The organism is Enterococcus saigonensis, assembly GCF_011397115.1.
In the GTDB taxonomy this organism is placed as follows: Bacteria; Bacillota; Bacilli; order Lactobacillales; family Enterococcaceae; genus Enterococcus_C; species Enterococcus_C saigonensis.
Window position 1 is genome coordinate 1,017,715 of sequence record NZ_AP022822.1, and the last position, 24,088, is coordinate 1,041,802.

The 24,088-nt window shown below is 35.5% G+C and carries 24 protein-coding genes, 1 tRNA gene and 1 pseudogene; 18 read left to right on the top strand and 8 right to left on the bottom strand.

Going from position 1 to position 24,088, the window contains the following annotated elements:
• Positions 1-290: 290 nt before the first annotated feature.
• Genes EsVE80_RS04745 through glyS form a run of 3 tightly spaced genes read left to right on the top strand, consistent with a single transcriptional unit; the run spans position 291 to position 3,563 of the window.
• Positions 291-533: a hypothetical protein gene (locus EsVE80_RS04745; RefSeq protein WP_232061281.1), complete on the top strand. Its 243-nt coding sequence runs from the start codon at positions 291-293 to the stop codon at positions 531-533.
• A 38-nt stretch (positions 534-571) separates the two neighbouring features.
• On the top strand, positions 572-1,486 hold the full coding sequence (gene glyQ, locus EsVE80_RS04750; protein WP_173102681.1) for a glycine--tRNA ligase subunit alpha: 915 nt from the start codon (positions 572-574) through the stop codon (positions 1,484-1,486).
• Between the two features lies 1 nt (position 1,487).
• Positions 1,488-3,563 carry a glycine--tRNA ligase subunit beta gene (gene glyS, locus EsVE80_RS04755; RefSeq protein WP_173102682.1) on the top strand — a complete coding sequence of 692 codons (2,076 nt, stop codon included), beginning with the start codon at positions 1,488-1,490 and terminating at the stop codon, positions 3,561-3,563.
• A gap of 135 nt (positions 3,564-3,698) precedes the next feature.
• Here glyS and yidC read toward each other — a convergent pair whose 3' ends face one another.
• Complete coding sequence (yidC, locus tag EsVE80_RS04760) at positions 3,699-4,643, bottom strand: membrane protein insertase YidC (protein ID WP_173102683.1); 945 nt, start codon at positions 4,641-4,643, stop codon at positions 3,699-3,701.
• A 152-nt stretch (positions 4,644-4,795) separates the two neighbouring features.
• Positions 4,796-5,077: an acylphosphatase gene (locus tag EsVE80_RS04765; protein WP_173102684.1), complete on the bottom strand. Its 282-nt coding sequence runs from the start codon at positions 5,075-5,077 to the stop codon at positions 4,796-4,798.
• A 98-nt stretch (positions 5,078-5,175) separates the two neighbouring features.
• Between EsVE80_RS04765 and EsVE80_RS04770 the strand changes: the two genes are divergently transcribed.
• Positions 5,176-5,934: a TrmH family RNA methyltransferase gene (locus EsVE80_RS04770; RefSeq protein ID WP_173102685.1), complete on the top strand. Its 759-nt coding sequence runs from the start codon at positions 5,176-5,178 to the stop codon at positions 5,932-5,934.
• A 116-nt stretch (positions 5,935-6,050) separates the two neighbouring features.
• Positions 6,051-6,554 carry an HD domain-containing protein gene (locus tag EsVE80_RS04775; RefSeq protein ID WP_173102686.1) on the top strand — a complete coding sequence of 168 codons (504 nt, stop codon included), beginning with the start codon at positions 6,051-6,053 and terminating at the stop codon, positions 6,552-6,554.
• Positions 6,555-6,615: 61 nt separating this feature from the next.
• Here EsVE80_RS04775 and EsVE80_RS04780 read toward each other — a convergent pair whose 3' ends face one another.
• Positions 6,616-7,818: a YdcF family protein gene (locus EsVE80_RS04780; protein ID WP_173102687.1), complete on the bottom strand. Its 1,203-nt coding sequence runs from the start codon at positions 7,816-7,818 to the stop codon at positions 6,616-6,618.
• Between the two features lie 128 nt (positions 7,819-7,946).
• Here EsVE80_RS04780 and EsVE80_RS04785 point away from each other — a divergent pair, with 128 nt between their 5' ends.
• A complete protein-coding gene (locus EsVE80_RS04785) occupies positions 7,947-8,432 on the top strand; it encodes a GyrI-like domain-containing protein (RefSeq protein ID WP_173102688.1) in 486 nt (161 codons plus the stop codon).
• A gap of 100 nt (positions 8,433-8,532) precedes the next feature.
• On the opposite strand, the gene EsVE80_RS04790 is transcribed toward EsVE80_RS04785, so the two are convergent.
• The 3 genes from EsVE80_RS04790 to EsVE80_RS04800 all read right to left on the bottom strand — a co-directional run bounded on the left by EsVE80_RS04790 (position 8,533) and on the right by EsVE80_RS04800 (position 10,737).
• A complete protein-coding gene (locus EsVE80_RS04790) occupies positions 8,533-9,840 on the bottom strand; it encodes a serine hydrolase (RefSeq protein ID WP_173102689.1) in 1,308 nt (435 codons plus the stop codon).
• Positions 9,841-10,137: 297 nt separating this feature from the next.
• Positions 10,138-10,284, bottom strand: a complete 147-nt coding sequence (locus tag EsVE80_RS04795) for a hypothetical protein (protein WP_173102690.1) — start codon at positions 10,282-10,284, stop codon at positions 10,138-10,140.
• A gap of 69 nt (positions 10,285-10,353) precedes the next feature.
• Positions 10,354-10,737, bottom strand: a complete 384-nt coding sequence (locus tag EsVE80_RS04800; protein ID WP_173102691.1) for a DUF4828 domain-containing protein — start codon at positions 10,735-10,737, stop codon at positions 10,354-10,356.
• Between the two features lie 126 nt (positions 10,738-10,863).
• On the opposite strand from EsVE80_RS04800, the gene sfsA reads away from it, so the two are divergent.
• From sfsA to EsVE80_RS04855, 11 genes are all read left to right on the top strand, one after another.
• Positions 10,864-11,592, top strand: coding sequence for a DNA/RNA nuclease SfsA (gene sfsA / locus EsVE80_RS04805; RefSeq protein WP_173102692.1), 729 nt, complete (start codon positions 10,864-10,866; stop codon positions 11,590-11,592).
• 45 nt (positions 11,593-11,637) lie between these two features.
• The gene (locus EsVE80_RS04810; protein WP_173102693.1) at positions 11,638-12,660 is read left to right on the top strand and encodes a Gfo/Idh/MocA family protein; all 1,023 of its coding nucleotides are present in this window, start codon (positions 11,638-11,640) and stop codon (positions 12,658-12,660) included.
• A complete protein-coding gene (locus EsVE80_RS04815; protein WP_173102694.1) occupies positions 12,657-13,925 on the top strand; it encodes a DEAD/DEAH box helicase in 1,269 nt (422 codons plus the stop codon). Before EsVE80_RS04810 ends, EsVE80_RS04815 begins: the two co-directional genes overlap by 4 nt.
• Positions 13,926-13,979: 54 nt before the next feature.
• Positions 13,980-16,685 (top strand): sigma 54-interacting transcriptional regulator, encoded by a 2,706-nt coding sequence (locus EsVE80_RS04820; RefSeq protein WP_173102695.1) that lies wholly within the window; start codon positions 13,980-13,982, stop codon positions 16,683-16,685.
• A 142-nt stretch (positions 16,686-16,827) separates the two neighbouring features.
• On the top strand, positions 16,828-17,151 hold the full coding sequence (locus EsVE80_RS04825; protein WP_016172413.1) for a PTS sugar transporter subunit IIB: 324 nt from the start codon (positions 16,828-16,830) through the stop codon (positions 17,149-17,151).
• Positions 17,152-17,169: 18 nt separating this feature from the next.
• Positions 17,170-17,502, top strand: a complete 333-nt coding sequence (locus tag EsVE80_RS04830) for a PTS lactose/cellobiose transporter subunit IIA (RefSeq protein ID WP_173102696.1) — start codon at positions 17,170-17,172, stop codon at positions 17,500-17,502.
• Positions 17,503-17,617: 115 nt separating this feature from the next.
• Positions 17,618-19,039, top strand: coding sequence for a PTS sugar transporter subunit IIC (locus tag EsVE80_RS04835; RefSeq protein ID WP_173102697.1), 1,422 nt, complete (start codon positions 17,618-17,620; stop codon positions 19,037-19,039).
• A gap of 159 nt (positions 19,040-19,198) precedes the next feature.
• Entirely contained in the window at positions 19,199-19,420 is a 222-nt protein-coding gene (locus tag EsVE80_RS04840) for a hypothetical protein (RefSeq protein WP_173102698.1), read from the top strand.
• Positions 19,421-19,490: 70 nt separating this feature from the next.
• Entirely contained in the window at positions 19,491-19,688 is a 198-nt protein-coding gene (locus tag EsVE80_RS04845) for a DUF3188 domain-containing protein (protein ID WP_173102699.1), read from the top strand.
• Entirely contained in the window at positions 19,685-20,098 is a 414-nt protein-coding gene (locus EsVE80_RS04850) for a DUF3284 domain-containing protein (RefSeq protein WP_173102700.1), read from the top strand. Before EsVE80_RS04845 ends, EsVE80_RS04850 begins: the two co-directional genes overlap by 4 nt.
• A gap of 158 nt (positions 20,099-20,256) precedes the next feature.
• Entirely contained in the window at positions 20,257-21,414 is a 1,158-nt protein-coding gene (locus tag EsVE80_RS04855; RefSeq protein ID WP_173102701.1) for a GNAT family N-acetyltransferase, read from the top strand.
• A gap of 32 nt (positions 21,415-21,446) precedes the next feature.
• Here EsVE80_RS04855 and EsVE80_RS04860 read toward each other — a convergent pair.
• A tRNA-Arg gene (locus EsVE80_RS04860) sits at positions 21,447-21,520 on the bottom strand.
• A 70-nt stretch (positions 21,521-21,590) separates the two neighbouring features.
• On the opposite strand from EsVE80_RS04860, the gene EsVE80_RS04865 reads away from it, so the two are divergent.
• Positions 21,591-22,523, top strand: coding sequence for a DUF7916 family protein (locus tag EsVE80_RS04865; RefSeq protein ID WP_173102702.1), 933 nt, complete (start codon positions 21,591-21,593; stop codon positions 22,521-22,523).
• 56 nt (positions 22,524-22,579) lie between these two features.
• Here EsVE80_RS04865 and EsVE80_RS04870 read toward each other — a convergent pair.
• Positions 22,580-23,914: pseudogene (locus tag EsVE80_RS04870) on the bottom strand (Y-family DNA polymerase).
• Positions 23,915-24,088 lie beyond the last annotated feature (174 nt).

Genomic DNA, 24,088 nt, shown 5'->3' on the forward strand with positions numbered 1-24,088 from the left:
ATTGATACGTTGAACAAGACGATAAATGAGTAGCTGAACAGCGATTGTGGGAAAGTGTAAGCCACAAACAGATACTTATTTGGGGGCAACTTGGGAGTATCCAGTTGAATATTTTAAAGCTGCCGAGTAATCGGAAGCAGGGTGGAACCGCGAAGAATTCGTCCCTGCATAGATGTAAATCTATGCAGGGCTTTTTATTTTTCATGAGGGTGAAACTTGAAAAAAGTTAAAAATTGATGCTTATGATTTTGTAAATGAGTAATCTGAAAATTTAGTCTTAAGGAGGGAAAATGATGCCATTTGATATGGAAATTAATGCTAATGAATTTAAAGAAAAAAAATTGAAAGTTTTAGCTAGTGTACCATTAAAAGTCATTGTGAAAGATGAAACTGGGAAGCTTGTCAAAGAATTTGATACCCAGCCAAGCCAAATGCTATATGACCTAGCGTTTTTAACTGCAGAAATGGTAGTGGAAGTACATTTAATTCCCGGTAATCCAGTTGAATTTTATCCTGTAGTAAATGCAATTTAAGTAATTAAATGGATTTAAAAATAGTAGGAGGAAACAAAATGAGTAATAAAATGACTGTGCAAAATATTATTTTGACACTGCAACAATTTTGGTCTGGTAATGGTTGTATGCTAATGCAAGCTTATGATACCGAAAAAGGAGCGGGGACTATGAGCCCATATACTTTTTTGCGAGCGATTGGGCCAGAACCTTGGAATGCAGCGTATGTAGAACCTTCGCGACGCCCTGCTGATGGACGTTATGGAGAAAACCCGAATCGTTTATACCAACACCATCAATTTCAAGTTGTAATGAAACCATCTCCAGAAAATATTCAAGAGCTTTATTTAGAAAGTTTAAAATTATTAGGGATTGATCCTTTAGAACATGATATTCGGTTTGTCGAAGACAATTGGGAAAATCCTTCTATGGGTTGTGCGGGACTTGGTTGGGAAGTTTGGCTAGATGGAATGGAAATTACCCAATTTACGTATTTCCAACAAGTAGGTGGTTTACCATGTAAACCCGTTACTTCAGAAATCACTTATGGTTTAGAACGCTTAGCTTCTTATATACAAGAGGTTGAAAGTGTTTATGACTTAGAGTGGGCAGACGGTGTCAAATACGGTGAAATTTTCCGCCAACCTGAATATGAACATTCTAAATATTCATTTGAAGTAAGTGATCAAGCGTTATTATTGGGTAATTTTGATCGTTTTGAAACTGAAGCAAAACGTTGCATTGACCAAGATTTGGTCCATCCAGCTTACGATTATATTTTAAAATGTAGTCATACCTTTAACCTTTTAGATGCCAGAGGGGCGGTCTCTGTAACAGAACGAGCTGGTTATTTGGCTCGTATTCGTAATATGGCTAGAGCCGTTGCCAAAATTTTCGTAGCTGAACGCGCAAAATTGGGGTATCCATTACTCGCTCCAGAAGAAGCAGAAAAATTGTTAAAGGAGGAAAACTAAGATGGCAAAAGATTTATTACTGGAGATTGGTTTAGAAGAAATGCCCGCTCATGTGGTGACACCAAGTATGAAACAACTAGAACAAAAAGTTAGTGAATTTTTGGCCAATGAAAAATTAGCTTTTTCTTCTATTAAGTCTTTTAGTACACCACGGCGCCTAGCTGTTCTTGTTCGTGAAGTGGCAGAAAAACAAGCCGATACAGAAGAGGAAGTAAAAGGACCAGCGAAAAAAATTGCTTTGGATAGTGAAGGAAACTGGTCAAAAGCCGCCGAAGGCTTTGTACGAGGACAAGGCGTGACAACTGACGCAATTACATTTAGAGAATTAAAGGGTGTGGAATATGTTTATGTAACAAAATATTCCAAAGGAAAACCTGCAATTGAAGTGTTAACAGGTCTAAAAGATGTAATCACCAGCTTAAACTTTCCTGTAACCATGCATTGGAATAAATATGATTTTGAATATATTCGTCCCATTCACTGGATTGTGGCGTTACTAGGCGAAGAGGTTGTACCATTTTCAATTTTAGATGTTAAAACTGGAAATACAACAAGAGGCCATCGTTTCTTGGGAGATGATACAACTATTGATAATGCAGATGCATATGAAGAAAAATTAGCTGAACAATTCGTAATTGCAGATCCTTTAAAACGAAAAGCCTTGATTGTAAAACAAATTAATGAAATTGCAACAAAAAATGATTGGCAAGTAGCTTTAGATGAAGACTTATTAGAAGAAGTAAATAATTTAGTAGAATACCCAACCGCTTTTGTGGGGAATTTTGCTGATCGTTTTTTATCTGTGCCAGAAGAAGTTTTGGTAACCTCAATGAAAGAACATCAACGTTATTTTGATATTCGTAATCAAGCTGGCTTGCTGTTACCACATTTCATTTCTGCCCGCAACGGAAATGCCGTTAAATTGGATAATGTAGTTAAAGGAAATGAAAAAGTCTTGACTGCTCGTTTGGAAGATGCAGAATTTTTCTACAAAGAAGATCAAAAATTAACGATTGATGCATGTGTGGAAAAATTAAAAAATGTAACATTTCACGAAAAAATCGGCAGTATTTACGAAAAACTGCAACGAGTAGTAGAAATTGCTAAGATTGTTGGGACAACAGTTGGTTTGTCTGGTGATCAATTGGTAGATTTGACTCGCGCAGCAGAAATTTATAAATTCGACTTAGTAACCAATATGGTCGGGGAATTTCCGGAATTACAAGGTGTAATGGGGGAAAAATATGCTTTATTACAAGGGGAAAAACCTGTCGTAGCAAAAGCGATTCGTGAACATTATATGCCAATTTCAAGTGAAGGGAAATTACCCGAATCTGAAATTGGGGCGGTTTTAGCTATTGCAGATAAATTGGATAGTTTGTTATCTTTCTTTGCAGTGGGGATGATTCCAAGTGGCTCAAACGACCCATATGCTTTACGGCGCCAAACATATGGTATTGTACGCATTATTGAAAATAATCAGTGGGCCTTCCCGTTAGTAGAATTGCAAGAAAAAATTAGCCAAGCAATCAATTTGGATGAAAAGCGCTATGGTATAAAATTGGCAGGTAGCCAAGTAGAAGTTATCGATTTTGTAAAAGCACGATTGAAACAATTTTTATTGACAAAAAACTTACGTCACGATGTGATTGATGCTGTTATTAACGCGGAACAAAATAACTTAACAGCATTGTTTTCTTCTGCTAAAATTTTACGGCAACATTTAAATGATCCAGAGTTTAAACCTTCAATGGAGGCTTTAACACGGGTGATTAACTTGGCTAAAAAAGCTGAAATAGAAGAGTCAAATGTTAAACCGGATCTCTTTGAAAATGAGGCGGAAAAAGTGTTATTCGAGGCAGTAACAGATTTAGAGAACCGTTTTGTTCGTCAGACGATGGCTCAAAACTATGATGATTTGACCGCTTTGCGACCTTTAATTGAAAACTATTTTGATCAAACAATGGTTATGGTAGATAATGAAAAAGTTCGACGTAATCGTTTAACGCAACTAAATAAAATTGCTAAAATGGCATTGGCAGTTGCAAGCTTAGATGCGTTAATTACAAAAAATTAATCAAAATTTTTTGTAATAAAAAGAGCAGGAGCTGAATATAAGCAAAAAGGTGACTTGATTTCCAGTATTTAGGAAATCAAGTCACCTTTTTTATTTTTTTTTGAAATCAAACAATTTATAGGAAGATAAAAAAAGTTACTTACGTTTTTGTTTGCCAACATTGCGGCCTTGTTTGCCGGCGTTCCGATTTTTATTTTTCTTTGTGTAAGTTTCCACGTTAGTCTTTGGTTCTGTTGGCGTAACATCTTTTCTTGGTGGTGTTACGACAGTTTTCGGTGGATTTTTTTTCATTTCAGCTTGAACTTGCGCTTTAATTCTTGGCTTCATAATCACATTTGTGATAAAGGTTTGTAGACAGCTGATTAGACCGCCGACTACCCAATACAGAGTTACACCAGCTGGTGCGCTCATGGACATGAAAACAATCATCAAAGGAGAAACAATCAGCATCGAACGCATTGTTTTCTTTTGTTCTTCTGGGACACCGATTTGGGAGATGAAACCTTGAATCAAATAAAATAAACCAGCGATAACAACAAGAACAATACTAGGATCGCCCAAGTTAATGCCCATAAAAGTTGCGCTTTTTATACCAGGAGTAAATCGGGCTGTATAATACAAAGCAGAGAAAATCGGCATTTGTATTAGTAATGGTAAGCAACCCATTCCACCAAACATGCTGACGTTATTCTCTTTATAAACAGCTTGCATTTCTTTTTGAGCTTGCATTTGTTCTTCTGGTGATGTTGCTGCTTTTAATTTAGCTTGTGCTTGATCGATTTGTGGCTTTAGAAATTGCATTTTTTCAGATTGCACCATCGTTTGTTTTGATTGGTGAATCCCTAAAGGCAATAAGATAATTCTAACAATAATCGTTACCATAATAATGGCTAAACCGTATCCCCAGTTGAAATCTTTTGCTAAATATTGCAAAAATCCGCCTAGTGGTTCTACTAAAATACGATAAATCATACCATCTTTATCTGGGTTACCATTTTTATCAACAGAAACACAGCCGGAAAGGGTAATCATAATTCCAATCAGACCTGATGCCAATAGCCAATTTTTAAATTTTGTCATTTGCTTCGTCCTTTACTTTGTAAATTTACACAAAAGTAATCATACTAGAAAAAAAGGCAACTGTAAACGTGCTTCACAAAATATTCAAGAATACCATTATGATTTAGAAAAAGACTGATTTGACTTTGTTATCAAAAAAAGCGGTTAAGCCGCTAATAACCAAAAGTCACTTCAAATGTGTCCCGCTCTTTAATCATTGGATCATCCGTGACGTCTAAATATGTTACATGACCTGCTGGTGACGGCGAGGCTTTCACACCTTGGATAAATTTTTCCATTGCCTCTTCTGTACCATTGGCTTCAATTCCAACTGATCCATCGGCTTCATTCCAAACGGCACCATGTATTTCTAATTGATCTGCTAACATTTTAGTCGTATAACGAAAGCCAACCCCTTGTACTCGGCCTTGTACATTCATTCTTACTTTTCGCATCACAATCACCTCTTTTTTATCTTAATTTAATGATAGCTTTTTTATGGACATCTCACAAGCTTTCTGCTGAAAATGATATAATAAGGTGAGGTGAAACCATGAAAGAAATTCAATCGAATAAAAATCCGCTAATTAAAACGTTAAAAAAACTCCATCAAAAAAAATACCGTGATCAGCAAAATCAATACTTGTTAGAAGGTTTCCATTTAGTTGAAGAAGCCCATAAAAGTGGCGCTGAAATTCAAATTATTTTGGTAAGTGAAAGAGGTCAAAAAGAATGGGGAAATTTTTTGACAGATTACGAGTCAATCTGCTATTTGGTGAGTGAATCAATTTTGAAAGAACTTTCAGATCAACCTACTCCTCAAGGGATTATTGCAGTTGTTGCCAAAGACAAAAGACAGCAGCAATTAAAAAAAGGTGCTTGGATTTTATTAGACCGAGTGCAAGATCCAGGGAATGTAGGGACTATTATTCGTACCGCAGATGCAGCAGGATATGATGGCGTAATTTTGGGCGATGGAAGTGCAGATATATACAGCACTAAAGTTTTACGTAGCATGCAAGGAAGTAATTTCCACCTCCCAGTTATCACAATGAATTTGGTTGTAGCAATTCATGAATTAAAAAAAATGGCTGTGCCTATTTATGGAACTGAACTAAATAAAGCTGCAAAACAATTTGATAAAGTTCCCAAAACAAATGCAGCAATTTTAGTTGGGAATGAAGGACAAGGAGTGTCAAAAGAATTATTAGCGCTAACGGATCAAAATCTTTATATACCTATTTTCGGACAAGCGGAGTCACTAAACGTCGGAGTTGCAGCTGGTATTTTATTATATTACTTTAAGGTATAGTGAGTAAAAAAATTTAAAGAACTGTTAAGCTCGCATTTACTTTCTTTAAATGTTTAAAAAAGGTGCTATACTTACAATTGTACGAAAAAGATAAGCTAAAGGTGGCTATTTAATCAATGACTGAAAACTGGCGTAAAGATTCCGAATACATGTCTTATGTAGCAGATTTACTGGCAACACCTGAAGTACAAAAGTTGAGCCAATACAAACAACACGTTAATTCGACACGTTTAGAACATTCAATAAGTGTTTCTTATTACAGTTATAAATTAGCAAAAAAATGGGGCGGCAATGCCAAAGCAACAGCTCGAGCAGGTCTTTTACATGATTTGTTTTACTATGATTGGCGTACGACAAAGTTTGATGAAGGCTCACATGCCTATATGCATCCTAGAATTGCCGTCAAAAATGCAGAAAAAATCACAAAATTATCACCATTAGAAAAAGATATTATTTTAAAACATATGTGGGGAGCAACAATTGCACCACCTAAGTACAAAGAAAGTTATATCGTAACCATGGTAGATAAATATTGTGCAATTAAAGAAGCGTCTGAACCGATGACAAAATCTATGCGAAGTCGTTTTAATCATTTGTTTGGACATAAACCTTCAATTTAAAAAAAGAACGTTCAGTTTCTGAACGTTCTTTTTTTGTATCAGATCTATTTTTGCGGTTTCGTTAGACAATAAAAAACGACATAACTGATAAGAAAACAAACAAAGCTAAAATTAGTATAGAAACCAACAAATGTCTTTTTTTGTGTAAGGCGACAATTGCGATGTATTCTCGTAAAAAGGCGTTTGGTAAGTAATAAAGTGCTGTTTTTGCTCCTATTCCATCAGCTCTTAAACCAGCTTTTCGAGCATAAATTCCTGCTCGAAAAATATGGTAATTGTTTGATGTGAAAATAACCTTATAAGGCATTGGCTGAAGTTGGTCCATGATTCTTTTTGAAAATCGCATGTTTTCTAACGTAGTGGTAGATTGATCTTCAATTAGTAAATCAGCTGCAGCTACTCCTTTTGCTTTAGCATATTCTGCCATAGCGGCACCTTCTGGTAATTTTTCATCATGACCTTGACCGCCAGACATTAAAATTTTTGCATGTTTACCAGCAACTTTTATCTGATGGTGATAAAAGTTAATTGCTACATCAATGCGTTTTGCTAAAAGAGGAGAAACAGTGTCACCATTTAAAAGCCCTGCACCTAAAACAATAATATAATCTTGGTTAGGTTTTGGATGGTTAAATTGATACAAAATTGAAACGCTTAAAAAGTTAAAGAAGACTAGTGCAAAATAACCCATGATAACAGGAAGTGCAGCTAAAAGTATGGTTAACCAATCTGGTAAACGTTGTGCAATAAAATGATCGTAAACTAAAAAGAAGGTTAAAAAAATCGCCAAAAGTAAAGTTAACATATTAGCCAGCGATCGTGATTCTTTTTTTAAGACAATTAAAGCATTCCAATAAAGAAAAATAATTAAAGAAACAAAACCAAAGACCAAGACGGAAGCTAAAAATAACGCGGCAAGTCCCAATAAGCCAAAAGCGACAATACTGGAAGTCATACTGACGTTATAAATGAGGTAAAAGCCAAAAACAAAAATTAAAATATTAAACAGTACACCATTTAACAAGCGGGCTTTATTTTTAAAATAGCTCCATAAAAAAATTGCTAAGTAGGCAAGTGGAAAAATAAAAAAGTAGCCTCCGTTTAATAATTCAATTCCAGCAAAATAGAAAATTAAACAGATACAAGTCCAAACAAGGCAAAAAAAGACAATATCGGGGTCTGGTTTTTTCTTGCGCCAAACAATTGTTGCAAATATCCCTCCAACTAAAAAAATAGCTAACAAAATTTCTGGTAGAAAATTCATATGTTCAACTCCTTAATCATTTTTAGTATAGCGGATTGTCACAGTTTTGGCTTGTCAAAACGCTATGATTTTTTAAAAAAGTTTTTTTCTAGTACAATAAAGACAAAAGAGTGGAAAGAAGGGATGAAATGGAATTAGGTGAGGTAAAACGAATAAGTTTACCTGCTTTCACTGTTATTGGCAAAGAAGGTAGCGGTTTGGCTGCAGAAGGTTCTTCCTGGGTACCATTGCTATGGGATAGTGTAAATGAACATTTTGAAGAGATTGCGGCAACTATCCAATTGGAACCTGAAGAAATTCATTTGTGGGGACTGATGAGTGATCAAAGTGAATGGCTTTTGCCTTGGGCTGAAATAGGTCGTTATTTGGCAGGTATTGCTGTGCCTCAAGATACAAAGGCGCCTCTTAATTGGCAAAAATGGGAAATGCCCGCTTTGGATTTTATGGTAGTAAAAACAAATGAGGACAATTTAGCTAATATGACAGAAAAAATGTTGGAAGAAATTTTACCTCAAAATCATGTAACGTTGACAGCGGCAATTCAAGAACATTATCTTCCTGAATTTGGACCAGGAGAAGTAGAATTGTATTTCCCAATTTCAGCATTATCCTAGTAAGGATTAGACTCCTTATAATTTATTTGATTTTTCAATGCTAATTTAAAATTAAAAAAAGCAGTGTCAAAAGAGAAACTTTTGTCCTGCTTTTTTTGTATTATGAGAAAACAGATTGAAAGAAATTTTCAATTTTGCGGCCAAAAAGAACAAAGATATTAGCTTTTTCGACAGCTTTGTCAATAACAATAGCTGATTGAGGGACTACTTCTTTTTCAAGGTAGCCTAAATCATCGCCTTTTAAACTGATAGTGGCTTGACCAAGTACCTCACCTTTTGCTATAGGAGCTTCTACTGTATTCCCACTAACTTTTTTAGTATCAAATTTTGGTGTAATCGTCAATTCATTTTCATTTAAGTCATCTCTGACCCATAAGGTGACGCCATCTTTTAGTGAAATAGATGTTTTTAATTGTTTACCATCAATTACTGCAATAGTTTTTTGTTTTGGTAATGGGCTGCCGGCTTTTAAAACTTCTTTTTGCTGCCAATGGTTATAACAATAGTCCATCAATTTTCCTGTTTCAACAAAGCGGGCACTGGGATTATTCTTGTGGTCAGTAGCGTTTAAAACAACGGTAATGATTCGTTGACCGTCTTTTTCCATTGTGCCTACAAAACATGCACCAGCCAATTCAGTTGTACCAGTTTTAAGTCCATCTACTCCTTCTTTAGCGTTAATGAAACCAGGTAACATCCAGTTCCAATTGACCATCTCTACAGGAGATTGAGTATTAGCACCAAACATTTGCGTTGTCGTACTAGACACTTTTAAAATATCGGGATAATCCTTAATTAAATGACTGGCAATTATAGCAACATCCCGTGCTGACAGAAGATTTTCGGCATTTATAGGAGAAGCTGGATAGCGATTTTCGCCTAAATACTGATTGTTAAGACCAGAAGCATTATAAATTACACCATCTTCAATTCCCCATTTCTTTAACTGCTCGCGCATTAAATCAACGAATTTAGCTTCTGAACCAGAAATTTTTTCTGCTAAAGCCACTACTGATGCATTGGCAGATTGAATAATAGCAGAGTCAAATAATTCTTTTACAGTGTATTGATTTTCTTTGTGTAAAGGGACATTGGAAAGATCAGGTGTCACACTTAAGTTAGCAGCATAATTAGAAATCGCAACTTTATCTTCCCAGTTTAGCTTTCCTGTTTTTATGGCATCTTCAACCAAATAAAGACTAATAATCTTCGTAATGGAGGCAATCCCCATGGGTGTGTCAGCATTTTGATTATACAGTACTTTTCCTGTTTTAAAATCGACTGCAATCGCACCTTTAGCTGCAACGGAAAAATTATTCGTATCCTCAGCTGCTAAAGCATTAGTAGTAAAGCCAAGAGTAAAACAAAAAAGTAAAAGCGTAAGTAAGATTTGCTGTATTTTTTTCATAGTAGGCTCCTTTAGTTAAATATTACAAGTTGTAATTCTATCAAAGAGTAGTAAACAAAACAATTGTTCCCGCCAAAGTTTCACAAAAAGAAAATATTTAAAAGAAAAGACGAGGTAAAAACGAGAGAGTTAGATTGTTTGAGTGGAAATAGCAGTAATTTTAAAACACTGTTTGAAACATTGAAAGATTAATTTTATTGCACAAATTAGTTTCATAAAGGGTGAGGTGCAATGCAAAAACAAAAAAACCACACCAAGTTACAATGGTGTGGACTAAGTCATTGAAATGAGTCTTATTTAATTGTGATGATGATTTTTTACACGGACAGGAACTTTTTCCATTTGACTTTCATCATTGATATAACGGAAAACTGCATAGGCTGAAATGCCCAATAATATGACCAAACTAAACATTGTAAATAATGTAATCATCGTTGCAAGCATCAGCAAAACCTTCTTTCTATAAGTTACTTTGGCTACGGTTACAAATCCTCATATTTAGTATAACAATAATTATCCAATCAAGCTACTGGAATGCTCTTGTTGTTCTTTATTTTGTGTTTGGGCCATTAAGATGTGACAGGAGCTGTCAATTTCAGTTTCATCATAAAAGTGAAGGCGTCCGTCTTTTAAAAGAAAAGTTAACGTATAGCCCATCTCATCTAAGAGAATTAAACGCTCTGGTGTTAATTCAACAAGTGTAGTTTTGATTGGTTTTGAGTTTTTGGTGAGTTGCCAGTCCTCATTAATGGTAAAATGAACTTCTTCTAAAGGCGTCTGATAAAACCAACTTCCAATAAAGGCTGAAGGTTGTCGTTTATTTTTATGCCAAAAAATAGTACCAGCAAGTCCAGTCAAAAGAGAAAGTCCAAGCAATAACGGAAAATGTTTTTTCATCAGATACGCCTCCTCGTCTAGCAATAATGGCAGTATAGCATAGGGATTTCTTTTAGCCCTCGGTCTAAAGTTGGAGATTGTTGTCTTTTTCTTTTTTATGATAAGATTTAGCAGGCAGGTGAGAAAATGCAATATGAAAATATTAAGATGGCACATTTTATAGTCAGAGATAATCGCTTTATCTGTCATTGTCAATTAATTGAAACTGGTGAAGTGGTAATTGTACATGTTAAAAATACTGGGCGCGGTAAAGAAGTCTTGTTAAAAGGTGCTCTAGTAGCTTTACATTATCAACCAAGTCCTAAACGAAAAACAGATTATGATTTAATAGCAGTAAAAAAAGCAGAGATGTGGATTAATATTGATAGTCAATTACCCAATAAATTAGCTTATGAAGGAATTTTGACAGGGAAAATCAAATTGCCTCATTTTCCTGGTAAGTTAGCCAGCTTAAAAAGGGAAGTTACATATGGCAATTCTAAATTTGATTTATTTGCTACGAGTGATACTAATGCTGCAGCTTTTATTGAAGTAAAAGGTATGACATTAGAAAACAAAGGTGTAGGGGCTTTTCCGGATGCACCGACTTTAAGGGGATTAAAACATGTGAAAGAACTACAAGCAGCCTTTCATGCTGGTTATTATGCGTATATCTTGTTCATTGTTCAATTTGAACAAATTAGCCAAGCAACGATTCATACTGCAATGCAACCACAATTAGCTGAAAATTTTACTTTGGCAATAGCAGACGGCGTGGAAGTTTTAGCGTATAATTGTAAAGTAGAACCTAATCAAGTAACAGTCAAAGGTCAAGTGCCATTTGACGTAACGTATCCTTTTGTTGATCCTAATTAATTAGTCAATATTTAAAGCTATAAAGAAAGTAAAGGAGCGAGCGATATGATAAATTTAGGAATTATTGGTACAAATTGGATTACCCATCAATTTGTCGAAGCTGCACTTACTACTAAAAAATATGATTTGGTAGCCGTTTATTCCCGTTCATTGGAAAAAGCACAAGAATTTGGGAGTCATTATCATGAAGATGTTGAATATGCGACGGATTTAAATACTTTTTTCCATTTAGCTCATTTACACACTGTCTATATTGCATCTCCTAATGCATTGCATTTTGAACAGGCTAAAGCGGCAATTATCGCAGGAAAAAATGTAATTGTCGAAAAACCTGCATTTTCCACGCCGCAAGAAATGGACGAAATTATTAATTTAGCGAATCTTCACAACGTCTTTTTCTTTGAAGCAGCACGCAATATTCATGAAAAAGCATTTGATACCATTAGTGATTTCTTACCGCTAAAAGATCATATTATTGGTGCCAACTTTACTTTTATGAAGTATTCGTCTCGTTATGATGCTGTATTAGAAGGAGAAGAACCAAATATCTTTTCACCGCAATTTTCTGGTGGCTCAATTATGGATTTAGGCGTATATCCACTCTATGCTGCTTTAGGCTGGTTTGGTGTACCACAAGCAGCGCATTACTTTGCTCGCAAGATTGTAACAGATGTTGATGGAATTGGAACGATTATTTTACGTTACGATTTATTTGATGTTACGATTCAACAAGGAAAAATTGGCGATTCTTTCTTACCATCTGAAATTTATCTTGATAACGGTACATTGACTTTAAATGGGATTAATTCTTTTGAAAAAGTGGAATTTTACGATCGAACTGCTAAAAAACGTTTGTTATTACCAATTACTTTAAAGAAAAATCCAATGGAAGAAGAGGCATTGGCCTTTGCGAATGTGATGAATCACCCAACAGATAAAAAACAAGGTGTTTTATATGAAGAATGGGTGGAATTGGCCCGCAATGTGAACCAATTAATTTATGACTTACGTCAGCAAGCAGGTATTACTTTTACTGCTGATAAAAAAGATGAGGGAAAAAATTCATGATACCAGATAGTTTACCGGTAACTCTTTTAAAGCAATGGCAAAAAGCCGGCTATGAGGAGGCATCATTAATCCAAACTAAAGTTTTTACCCCTTTAAAAGCAAAACAAAATATTGTAGGGGTAGCCCCAACTGGTTCTGGTAAAACAGTAGCCTATTTATTACCAAGTTTAATGCAGCTAACTCCTGGTGGAGGAAATCAATTATTAATTTTGACTGCTTCACAAGAATTAGCGATGCAAGTGGTAGAAACGGCTCGTTTTTGGACTGAGGAAATGGAATTGAAGGTTCAGCCATTAATTGGCGGTGCAAATACGAAACGACAATTAGAAAAATTAAAAGAAAAGCCCGAAATTTTAGTTGGTACTGCAGGACGTGTATTGGAACTGATGAAAACTAAAAAAATTAAAAGTCATCAATTACAAACGGTTATCTTTGATGAGGCAGATCAACTTCTTTCTGGTCAAGCTTTAGATATTGCTAAAGGAATTTTACAGCACTTAGATCAGTCTTGTCAGTTGAGTTTTTTTTCAGCAACAGCATTAAATGTTTTACCAGAAATTAAAAGCATTACCAAAGATAAATTTACTTTAATTGATGTAACAAAAGAAGATGATAGTCAAGGTGAAGTGACGCATTTTTATTTGATTACTTCAAAACGTAAGAAAGCTGATACATTACGAAAGTTATTACATGTGGAGGATTTCCGTAGTTTAATCTTTTTTAATGAAGTAGCAGAACTTGGCGCAGTAGCAGAAAAGCTACAGTACCATAATTTACCAGTAGCAACTCTAGCTTCAGATCAGAACAAGATGTTGCGCAAAACGGCGTTAAAAGCATTTAAAACAGGAATGGTTAGAGGGTTATTAACGACAGATGTTGCTGCTCGCGGACTTGATTTGGCCGATTTACCGATGATTGTTAATATGGAAGTTCCAGTTGACAATGCAAGTTACCTCCATCGCGCTGGTCGTGTAGGTCGAATGGGGAAAAAAGGAATTGTAATCACCTTGGTAGCAGAAAATGATTTGTCATATTTAAAAAAAATGTCAAAAAAAATGACACTATCGTTAAAAGAAATTTTTCTTTATGGTGGTCAGTTGATAGAGCAAAAGCCTGTTATTAATCAAAATGAGAAAAAGTCTCAGATAGCGTTACCAGAAAAAGGAAAAAAAACAGAAAAATTGCACACTAAAGAAATTGCTGTTAAACAGAAAAATAAGAAACGGCATAAAAAACAAAAAAATATTGGTAAAAGGCGCGTTTAGCGCCTTTTTTTGTGCTATTCTTAGAGTGTAAAAATTTTAGACAAGGAGCTTGTCATGAATTCACGGAAAGAAGAAATTTTACACACATTAGAAATGCGCAAACAAGGAATGACGGCTGTTCAGATTGCAGAGTTATTAAATATTGATCGGACTAATGCTAGTCGCTATTTAAATGAATTAGCAAAAGAACAACGGATTATTAAAAATTCTGGCCGCCCAGTGATATATGAACCACTATCAGAAGAACAAGTACATGTTGATAGTTCTTCTGCAGTGACTTTTGATGCTCTAGTAGGAGAGAAGGGTTCGTTAAAAGTTGCTATCCAGCAAGCAAAAGCTGCAATTTTATACCCACCGCGAGGATTACATACAATTATTTTTGGAGATACAGGAACAGGAAAATCACTTTTTGCAGAGTGTATGTATCAATTTGCATTAAAATCTCAAACATTAAAGAAAAATGCTCCTTTCGTATCCTTTAACTGTGCAGATTATGCTCAAAATCCTCAACTGCTATTCGGCCATATTTTTGGGATTAGAAAAGGTGCCTATACTGGAGCGAATGAAGACAGCCCCGGCTTAATTGCTAAAGCAGATAATGGTATTTTATTTCTTGATGAAATACACCGACTGCCACCAGAAGGACAAGAAATGCTTTTTACCTTTATTGACAAAGGTGTATATCGCCCTTTAGGTGAAAGTAATAAAACTTATGAAGCTTCGGTGCAAATTATTGGTGCAACAACAGAATCTTCGGAGAATTTTTTAACAACATTTAATCGACGGATTCCAATGTCTATTACCTTGCCAAGTATCAAAGCGCGTTCTTTAGATGAGCGGTATGAAATTATAACTTTATTTATTAAACAAGAAGCAAATCGTCTAAAACAAAAAATCGAAGTAGAACAAGATGCAATTATTGCTTTTATGCTATATCAGGCAGAAGGAAATATTGGTCAAATAAAACGAGATTTAAAACTAGTCTGTGCCAAAGCTTTTCTTCACTACCGTACCAAACAGCAAGATAGTTTGCTTGTGTGCAAGGAAGATTTATCGTTACCTGTGCAAAAAGGGTTACTAATGCGCAAAGACTATAGTGAAGATTTAAAGCAATTTTTGGAAGGAAAAGGAAACTTGCTTAGTTTTGAACCAGGAGCGACTGAAGTGGTGTGGAGTCAAGATCCGGAACGTAATATGCAAGTTTACAATGCAATTGAAGAAAAAGTAACGACTTTATCTGATCAAGAATTGACTAATGTAGATTTAGAACAACTAATTTTAGGCGATGTAGATGCTTATTTTGAAACCTACGTGGAAGAGTTAACGCAAAGTTCTTTGCACAAAGAACTATTACCAAAAGGAATTTGGCAATTAACGAGTGAACTTTATGAAGTGGCCGAAGAACGTCTGGAGCGAAAATACAATGAAAAAGCACGCTTTGCTTTTGCGTTACACTTGCAAAGTACGATTGAACGCTTGAAAGATGGGCATACGATTATTCATCCAGATTTAAATAATATCCGTAAAAACTTTAAACAAGAATTTCAAGTAGCATTAGATTTATCAACTATTATTGAAGAGCGTTGTCATATTGAAATTCCTTTTGACGAGATTGGTTTTATTAGTATGTTTTTATCTATTCAGGTTGGACAAAATACGCCATTACCTGAAAAAAATATTGAAGTTATTGTATTGATGCATGGCAGACAAACTGCGACATCGATGCTGGAAACAGCGCAAGAATTGCTAGATACAAAAACTGGAGTAGCTTTTGATATGAGTTTAGATATGGAAGTTCAAACGATTTATAACAAACTACTCCATTATGTGCAACAAAATGCATCTAAATTAACAGGAGGCATTTTGTTACTTACGGATATGGGTTCCTTGAATTCTTTTGGAAATTTAATTTATGAAGAAACGGGCGTTCGGACAAAAGCCGTTTCTATGACAAGTACAATGGTAGTTTTAGAAGCATTGCGTATGGTGGATATGGGAAGAACATTGGAAGATATTTATCAAAATACGTTGTTGTCTTTTAAAGCAATCGTTAAAGATGAGTTCAATTTGCATAAACAAAAACAAAAAAAGGCTGTCGTTGTAACCTGTTTTACTGGCGAAGGTGTTGCAAGCAAATTATATGATCGCATTGTACCAGTAGTAGATAAAACACAAACTGAAGTTATTCAAATGCAATTTATTGAAAAAAATGCTTTCTTACAACACATTGATGCTCTTATGACAGAATACGATATTAAAGCCATTGCAGGGACAGTTGAAATTGATTACCAAAATATCCCATTTTTTTCAGCATATGAAATATTTGATAACGAACGCTTGCGTGTATTAAAACAAATCGTCAACGACGATATTCCGATGGATAAAATCGGACAATCGCTACAAGAAGCTCTGACGAGTGTTTCAGGTGTTGAACAGTTGATGGTACAATTACAGCAGCTTTTACACCATGTTGAAGGTCAAATGCATGCGGTTTTAGAACCAAGTGTTGATGCGGGTATTATAATTCATTTGGCCTTTTTAATCGATAACTTGCGTAAAGGCGAGACTTCACGCAAGTTTGATAATCTTGCGGCTTTTCAAAAAAAATATCGGTTGGAATGTGATTTAGTACGAACTAGTTTAATGCCGATTGCTAAAAATTATCAGGTCGATTTTAGTGATGATGAAATTGCCTATATCGTGCAAATGATTCAACAAAATAAAATTACAAGTACGTATCCGCTTACACAGAAAGATTAGTGTGTAATTTGTGTGTTCGTTCTGTGTATAAAAAAACAACGAGTGAAACGCTTTAATAACAGCGTTTTACTCGTTGTTTCATTTTGGCACACTTCTTGCATTATAGTTAAGTGTAAGATAAATGAAAAAGAGGTGAGATAAAATGGCAAAAGAAACAATTATGTTAGTTTGTTCAGCGGGAATGAGTACAAGTCTCCTTGTAACAAAGATGGAAAAGGCAGCAGAAGAAAAAGGTATCGATGCAGATATCTTTGCAGTTTCAGCATCTGAAGCAGACAACATTTTAGAAGAAAAAAATGTTGATGTTTTGTTACTTGGCCCACAAGTTCGTTTTATGAAAGCGCAATTCGAACAAAAAGTTGCACCAAAAGGCATCAAATTAGATGTTATCAACATGGCAGATTACGGCATGATGAATGGTGAAAAAGTTTTAGCACAAGCTGAAAAATTGATGAATGAAGAATAATGATTAGGAGGGAATTTTGTGGAAGAAGAACAAAGCTTAGAAGCCATCATGGGTTTGATCATGTATGGCGGGAACGCGAAAAGTGATGCGATGGAAGCTATTCAAGCCGCTAAAAAGGGTGATTTTGAATTAGCTGATAAAAAAATTGCAGACGCAGAAAATTCTCTGACTGAAGCACACCATTCACAAACAAATATGTTAACGCAAGAAGCGCAAGGTAAACACGTTGCCGTAACGCTTTTAACTGTTCACAGCCAGGATCACTTAATGACAGCAATTGCAGTAACCGATTTGGCAAAAGAAGTTATTGATGTTTACCGAAAAATGGCTGAAATGGATTCTGAAAAATAATTTATTTAAATGTTAAACACTGCTAAGCAGGTGAGCAGTTCAATTTATCTTTTTTCATATGTGGTTGTTTGTTAAAAGAAAGTGACACCTGTAATTTTTTTTAGGAGGAAATAAAATGGACGCATTAACAGCGTGGTTAGAGAAGCACGTGCTTCCAATCGCAGCAAAAATTGGGGCCCAAAAACATTTGGTTGCTTTACGGGATGCCTTTATTGGAACAATGCCCGCGACGATGGCTGGTTCAGTAGCCGTTATGATCAACGCAATTATTCGTGATTTACCAGGGCAATTTATCTCAACTTGGGGTGCCAGCATTGCTGAAGGAAAAGGTATTTTTGCTCTTATTAGTACAATTATTACAATTAATGGTTATGTTTGGAATGGTACATTGGCAATTGCCGGGATTATTTTCGCCTTTTCATGGGGCTTTAACTTAGCTCGTGCTTATGGTGTCAATGACCTAGCTGGAGGTATCGTTTCTCTTGCTGCTGCTATTTCTGGGGTAACATATTCATTTTCAGGTACATTAGCTCAAAAAGTCCCTGCTGATTTGGTCGATCAAATCAATGCAAACTCTGCAACAAGTGGTTGGTCAGCAACAGCAGATGGTATTACGGCGAATGCTTGGGGTTGGATTCCATTAAACAATATGGATGCAAACTTCTATTTTACAGCCATGATTGTTGGTTTTGTGGCAAGTATTATTTTCTGTAAACTAATGTTAGCTAATATTACAATTAAGATGCCAGAACAAGTGCCACCAGCAGTATCAAAAGCTTTTGCTGCCATTATTCCTGCGACAGCAGCTTTATACGCGGTAGCTATTTTCTACTGGATTTTCTCTAAATTAGTTCCTGGTATGACATTATTAGCTTGGATCCAAGAAATGATTGCAAAACCGTTATTAGGTTTCTCACAAGGTTATGGTGCTGTTTTAGTTGTAACGTTGTTTGTACAATTGTTCTGGTTCTTTGGGATTCATGGTACCAACGTATTGGCACCAATCTTAGAAGGCGTATTCTCAGTAGCACAGCTTAAAAACGTTAACTTATTCCAAGAAGGCGGTATGTCTGCAGTCTTAGATGACGGTTACAAATGGGTTCGTGGTTCATTTGATATTTATGCATGGTTTGGTGGTGCCGGTGGTACACTAATGCTATTAATTGCTATTTTAATCTTCTCTAAACGAGCAGATTATCGTGCTGTTGGTACATTGGGTGTTGGACCTGGTATCTTCAATATTAATGAACCAGTTATGTTTGGTATGCCAATTGTATTAAATGCATTATTGTTCATTCCTTACATCTTAGCACCACTAGTATCTGTTTCAATCGGTTTCTTTGCAACACAAGCTGGATGGGTAAACCCAGTATCACAACAAGTTGTTTGGGTAACACCTCCAATCTTGAATGCATTGTTAGCAACGGCTATGGATTGGCGTGCAGTTGTTGTATCTGTAATTTGTATGGCTGTAACATTTATTATCTACACACCATTTGTTATTGCTGCCAATAAGATTCAACCTTCTGATTTATAAAATTTTCGAAGAACTGTTTTCGCTTCCCAAAGAGGTGGAAGCAGTTCTTTTCTTCTAAAAGAAGTTGTGAGAAAATAAAAAGCGAAGAAATATTTTTATAATCAGCAGATTAAAAGTGAAAAAAATAAATTAGTCTATTTTATTTTAGGAGGATTTAGAATGATTAGTATTGCGAGTGCGATGCAACAAGAAGAAATAAAAAAATTATTAGCTGAGTATAATGAAGAGGGCATCAGCTACTCTTTTAAAGAAAAAAAGGGAATTAAATTATATTTTGAAGTAACTGGTGATACACAACAAGCAGCTGCCACAGCAAAACAATTAATTAAAGCCCAACCTTGGGGATCTGTCTTGTATTTCCAAGCAGCAGTTGAAGGATAAAAAGAAGAGCGCATCTATTTTTGAAAAGTGAAATAAGCTTTTTAAATGGGCAACAAAAGTAGGAAGTAGGATGATGAATATGGTAAAAAATGGCTTGTTTTTATGCAGTATTGGCTTTTTAATCACAATCTATAGTTTTAGTGGGCCAACCCAGCAGATGAATGTAGGGCGCTTAATTGTGGGATTAGCACTTGTCGTAGTCGGTGGCGTCATGAGTTGGCGTGGTAAAAAGACCACAAAAGACGATGAAAGAGGCGATAAAGCATGAAAGTGGAAAAAAAGCTAAATATTTCAGCAGAAAATTTTTATGATAAAATGATGAACTCTGTTATTTTTGATATTAGAAAAGCAACAGGTAAAACAATTACGCGAAAACAATTAAAGAATTTTTCTTATGTCAAACAATTTACCAAAAACAGCAGTGCAAAAATTGCCATTGAAGAACTTGTTGAAAATCGTATTTATCAGTTTAAAACATCTACTAGCCGTAATGAATTTGTTGTCCGTTATGAAATTGAACCAATTGACGAAAATAAGTGTTATGTTAGCTATAATGAAAACATGAAATCATTTGGTTTTATGCAGCAGATGAATGATATGCTATTGGGTATTATGCTAGGCTTTTTTAGAAAACGTCAGTTTGGCAAAATGTTGGAAAATATGGCGAGTGCCAATTAAAAAGGGGTCTACGGGCACCTTTTTTATTTTTTGCTAAAGCCAATCTTTAATCATTATAATTTTATGAAAAGCTCTAAAAATGTATCAAAATATTCTCTTCATGCATGAAAAAATTATCCTGTTAATAAAGCTTTTATTTTGAAAGGATATTTGGAACAATGATAAAAATTCAAAAAGAGTTTCAACAAGAAATGTTTGATTTAGCCGCTTATGCTTTTTCTCAAAATAAAAGTATAGAAAAGGCAGAGCGTTTTGAGTATTTAGCGCAAAAATCGCAAAATTATGGTTCATTTGCCGATAGTGTATTGGCAAGTCAAGTAATGGCGACTCCTTTTTTAGTCAATTTTTGGAATCAAACACTGAGAATGACTGGAATTGGGTATGTTTCCACTTATCCAGAGTTTCGTAAGCAAGGGCGAATTGACGCGATTATGGGTCAAATGCTACAGGATAGTTATAAGGAGAAAAGGCACTTATCTTACTTGGCTCCTTTTTCTTATCCTTTTTATCGTCGCTATGGGTATGAGTCGGCCTTTTTACAAATTCGTTACGAAGCATCAGCAGAAAAATGGCCGTTTGGTGGGCGATGTCAAGGCAGAGTCCAACGTGTTTCTTTTAGCGAAGCAAAAGGTGTACTCAAAGAGATTTATCAAAAAAGTTGTCAAAGTCAAAAAGGTGGTATCTTAAGAGAAGAATGGTGGCTGCGTTACAAGTTTGATTTGCATAAAGATTTAAAGTTTGGCATATACGTACAAAATGATCAGCACGAAGGCTATGTTGTGTACGAAATTATAAACAATAAATTGGAAATTATTGAATTGGTAGCCTTAACACAACCGGCTTTTGTCGCATTACACGATTTTATTAAGGCGCATTACGGGACGGTAAATACAATTACTTGGACGCAACCTTTTGATGGAAAAACAGCGATACTAGAAGTGAGTGATCCACAAGTAAAAGTTGAAATTTTACCTTACATGATGGCACGCGTGGTGAATGTTGCTGCTTTTTTACAAGCGTATCCTTGGCAAACGAAGATTACCGATAGCTTTGCTGTTGAAATTGTAGAGGATAGTTTTTTAGCGATTAATAATGGCTGGTATGAAGTTACCACAGACGGACATGTTACGCGGGTGGAACAAAGTAATTTACCTTTTTTAAAAGTGTCACCACAAATTTTCACTCAGCTATTTTTGGGTAGTGTAAAATTAGATGATTTACTTCTATCAAAAAAACTAGCTATTACAAGCGAATTAGTTCCTTTGCTACAAGAGCTCTTACCAAAAGAGATGCCCTTATTAGGAGATTACTTTTAAATAAAAAAAGAAGCCCTAAAAGGACTTCAAAACGTTCCCGACTGGAATTGAACCAGCGGCCTGTCGCTTAGGAGGCGACCGCTCTATCCGACTGAGCTACGGGAACTTCAGTACTGTTATATTTTAGCCTTAAGTGATAAAGGATGCAAGTCGTCTATAAAGAAAGAGGAAGACAAATGGTAAAAAGATTAATTAGTGCAAATTATAGTGATGTTAAAAAAATGAGTGCACAAGAATTAAAGCAGTCAATTAAAGCAAGTGAAGGTCGTGTAATTGTAACAGAAACCGTTGTACAAACAATTCCGCAAGCAATGGATGTGACAAATGCAGAGGTAGCAGCAGCATTTGGAGCAGATTTAATTTTGTTAAATGGTTTTGATTGTTTCCGTCCGGTAGTGTTTGGGATGCCTGGTTTAACACCAGAAATGATTTTTGATGAGAAAACAGTAATTGAAAATCCAATTCCAACTTTAAAAAAATTAACAGGTAGACCGGTTGGCATTAACTTAGAACCAATTCCTGCTGATTTGGATTTAATGAGTGAGCAAGTCGTCATTTCTAAAGGACGAACAAGCTCGCTTGAAACAATTCAAGAAGCTGAAAAATTAGGGGTAGATTTTATCTGCTTTACTGGAAATCCAGGTACTGGCGTAACCAACGATGCCATTGCCGATGCTGTTGACATGGCCAAAAAACATTTTTCTGGTTTAATCATTGCTGGAAAAATGCATAGTGCAGGATCAAGTGAGCCAGTTGTGACAAAAGAGGCTGTAACTGCCTACGCCAACGCGGGAGCAGATATCTTATTATTGCCAGCTGTCGGAACAATACAAGGGTTTTTAGAACAAGATTTAATTGAAGCAGTAAAGTTGGCAAAAGAAAATGATTTACTAACGATGACTGCCATTGGTACTAGTCAAGAAAGTGCGCGCCCAGAAACATTACGGCAAATGGCAATTACTAATAAAATTTGTGGCGTTGATTTACAACATATCGGAGATGCTGGTTATGGTGGTATGGCTCCAGCGGAAAATATTTTTGAGATGTCAGTTGCAATTCGTGGGATGCGTCACACCATTAACCGCGTGGCTCGTTCCATTAACCGCTAAAAAACAAGTCTAAAAAAACCACTTTTTGTAAGTTTCATTTACAAAAAGTGGTTTTTTTATAGACCATCTAACCCGCCAGCTCCTCCGTTGTGGCCACCAACCAAATGGCTACGAGCTAGACTGCGGGCTCCTTCCAATTTACTAGTTGCATGAATGATCGCAGCAAAACCATATTTTTCTCGAATTTTATCGATAATTTTATCCAACCGTTCCGCATTTATTTGAGTTTCTGGGGAGGTAAATAAATTCAATTGTTTTGCGTTTGTAAAAATTAATTTACTGTAACTAATTCCCACGTGACGAACAATTTGACCAGTATAATATTTACGAAAGATTATAAGGCAGTAATTAACCAATTCTTTTGTGTTATCAGTGCCTGTAATTTTCATCTGGTGAGAAAAGCTTTCTTTTTTACTGCCACTACTGGCACCGATGTATAAAGATATACACTGGGTTAGACAATGATGACGGCGAATGCGCGCAGCAACTTGTTCAGCCATTTCTTTTACTACAATTTCAATTTCTTTTTGAGTAGTATAATCTTTTGGTAAAACTTGACTGTTTCCATATGATTTTTCTTTGGGGGAAGGGCCTTTTTCAGAAATAATAGTACGGTCGATACCATTTGTGTGGTAGTAAAGTTGTAATCCTAGAATTCCAAAGTGATTTTCAAGCATAATCGGATCACTGTTGGCTAATTGTTTGACAGTATCAATTCCTAAGTTATAAAGACGTTTTTTCATACGATTGCCAATCCCCCAAAAATCTGTTAACTCAGGGATAGACCAAACTTTTGTTAAAACATCTTGATAGCGAATTTCAGCAATAAAATTAGGGTTGTGTTTCGAAAAATTGTCTAATGCTAGCTTGGCTAAGAGTGGATTATCTCAAATGCCAATGGATAAAATTAGACCCAATTTTTCTTTTACTTCATTTTGAATATGATGAGCTAAACGCATCCTCTTCATGTAACGTGATTCACTTTTATTTGAGTAAAATAAATTCAAAGAATGACTAACATCTAAGATGGACTCATCAATGGAGTAGGGGAGTAAATCTTCATCTGAAACATATTGCTGAAAAATAGCATTAAAACGCATATTTTCCTGTATATATAAACTCATTCGTGGTGGAACTTTTATAAGATTGGGATTGTCTGGCAAGTTATCGGCACGTGTGACGTTTGTGATACCCAATTTCTTTTTTGCGGCTGGAGAAGCAGCAAGAATCAAACCGTTACCGGTATTGTCTTCGTTGCTCATGACAACTAAAAGCGTGGTTAATGGATCTAAATTCCGAGACACACATTCAACGGTGGCATAAAAAGATTTGACATCAATAAACAAAATATCTTGGATAGATTCTTTACGATAGTCAAAGTTAGCTTTCATCTAATCACTCCTTTATACTTCATTATACGAACGTACGTTTGCTTTTGTAAAGCGAATAACCATAAAAAATATTAGGTCAGAAAAATTTGTTAGAGACCTTATTACTTTGTGTAAAAATGTAAGCGTGTTACACTTTTATTGTAGTGTTATTCATTATTTTTAGGAGGTAATGTC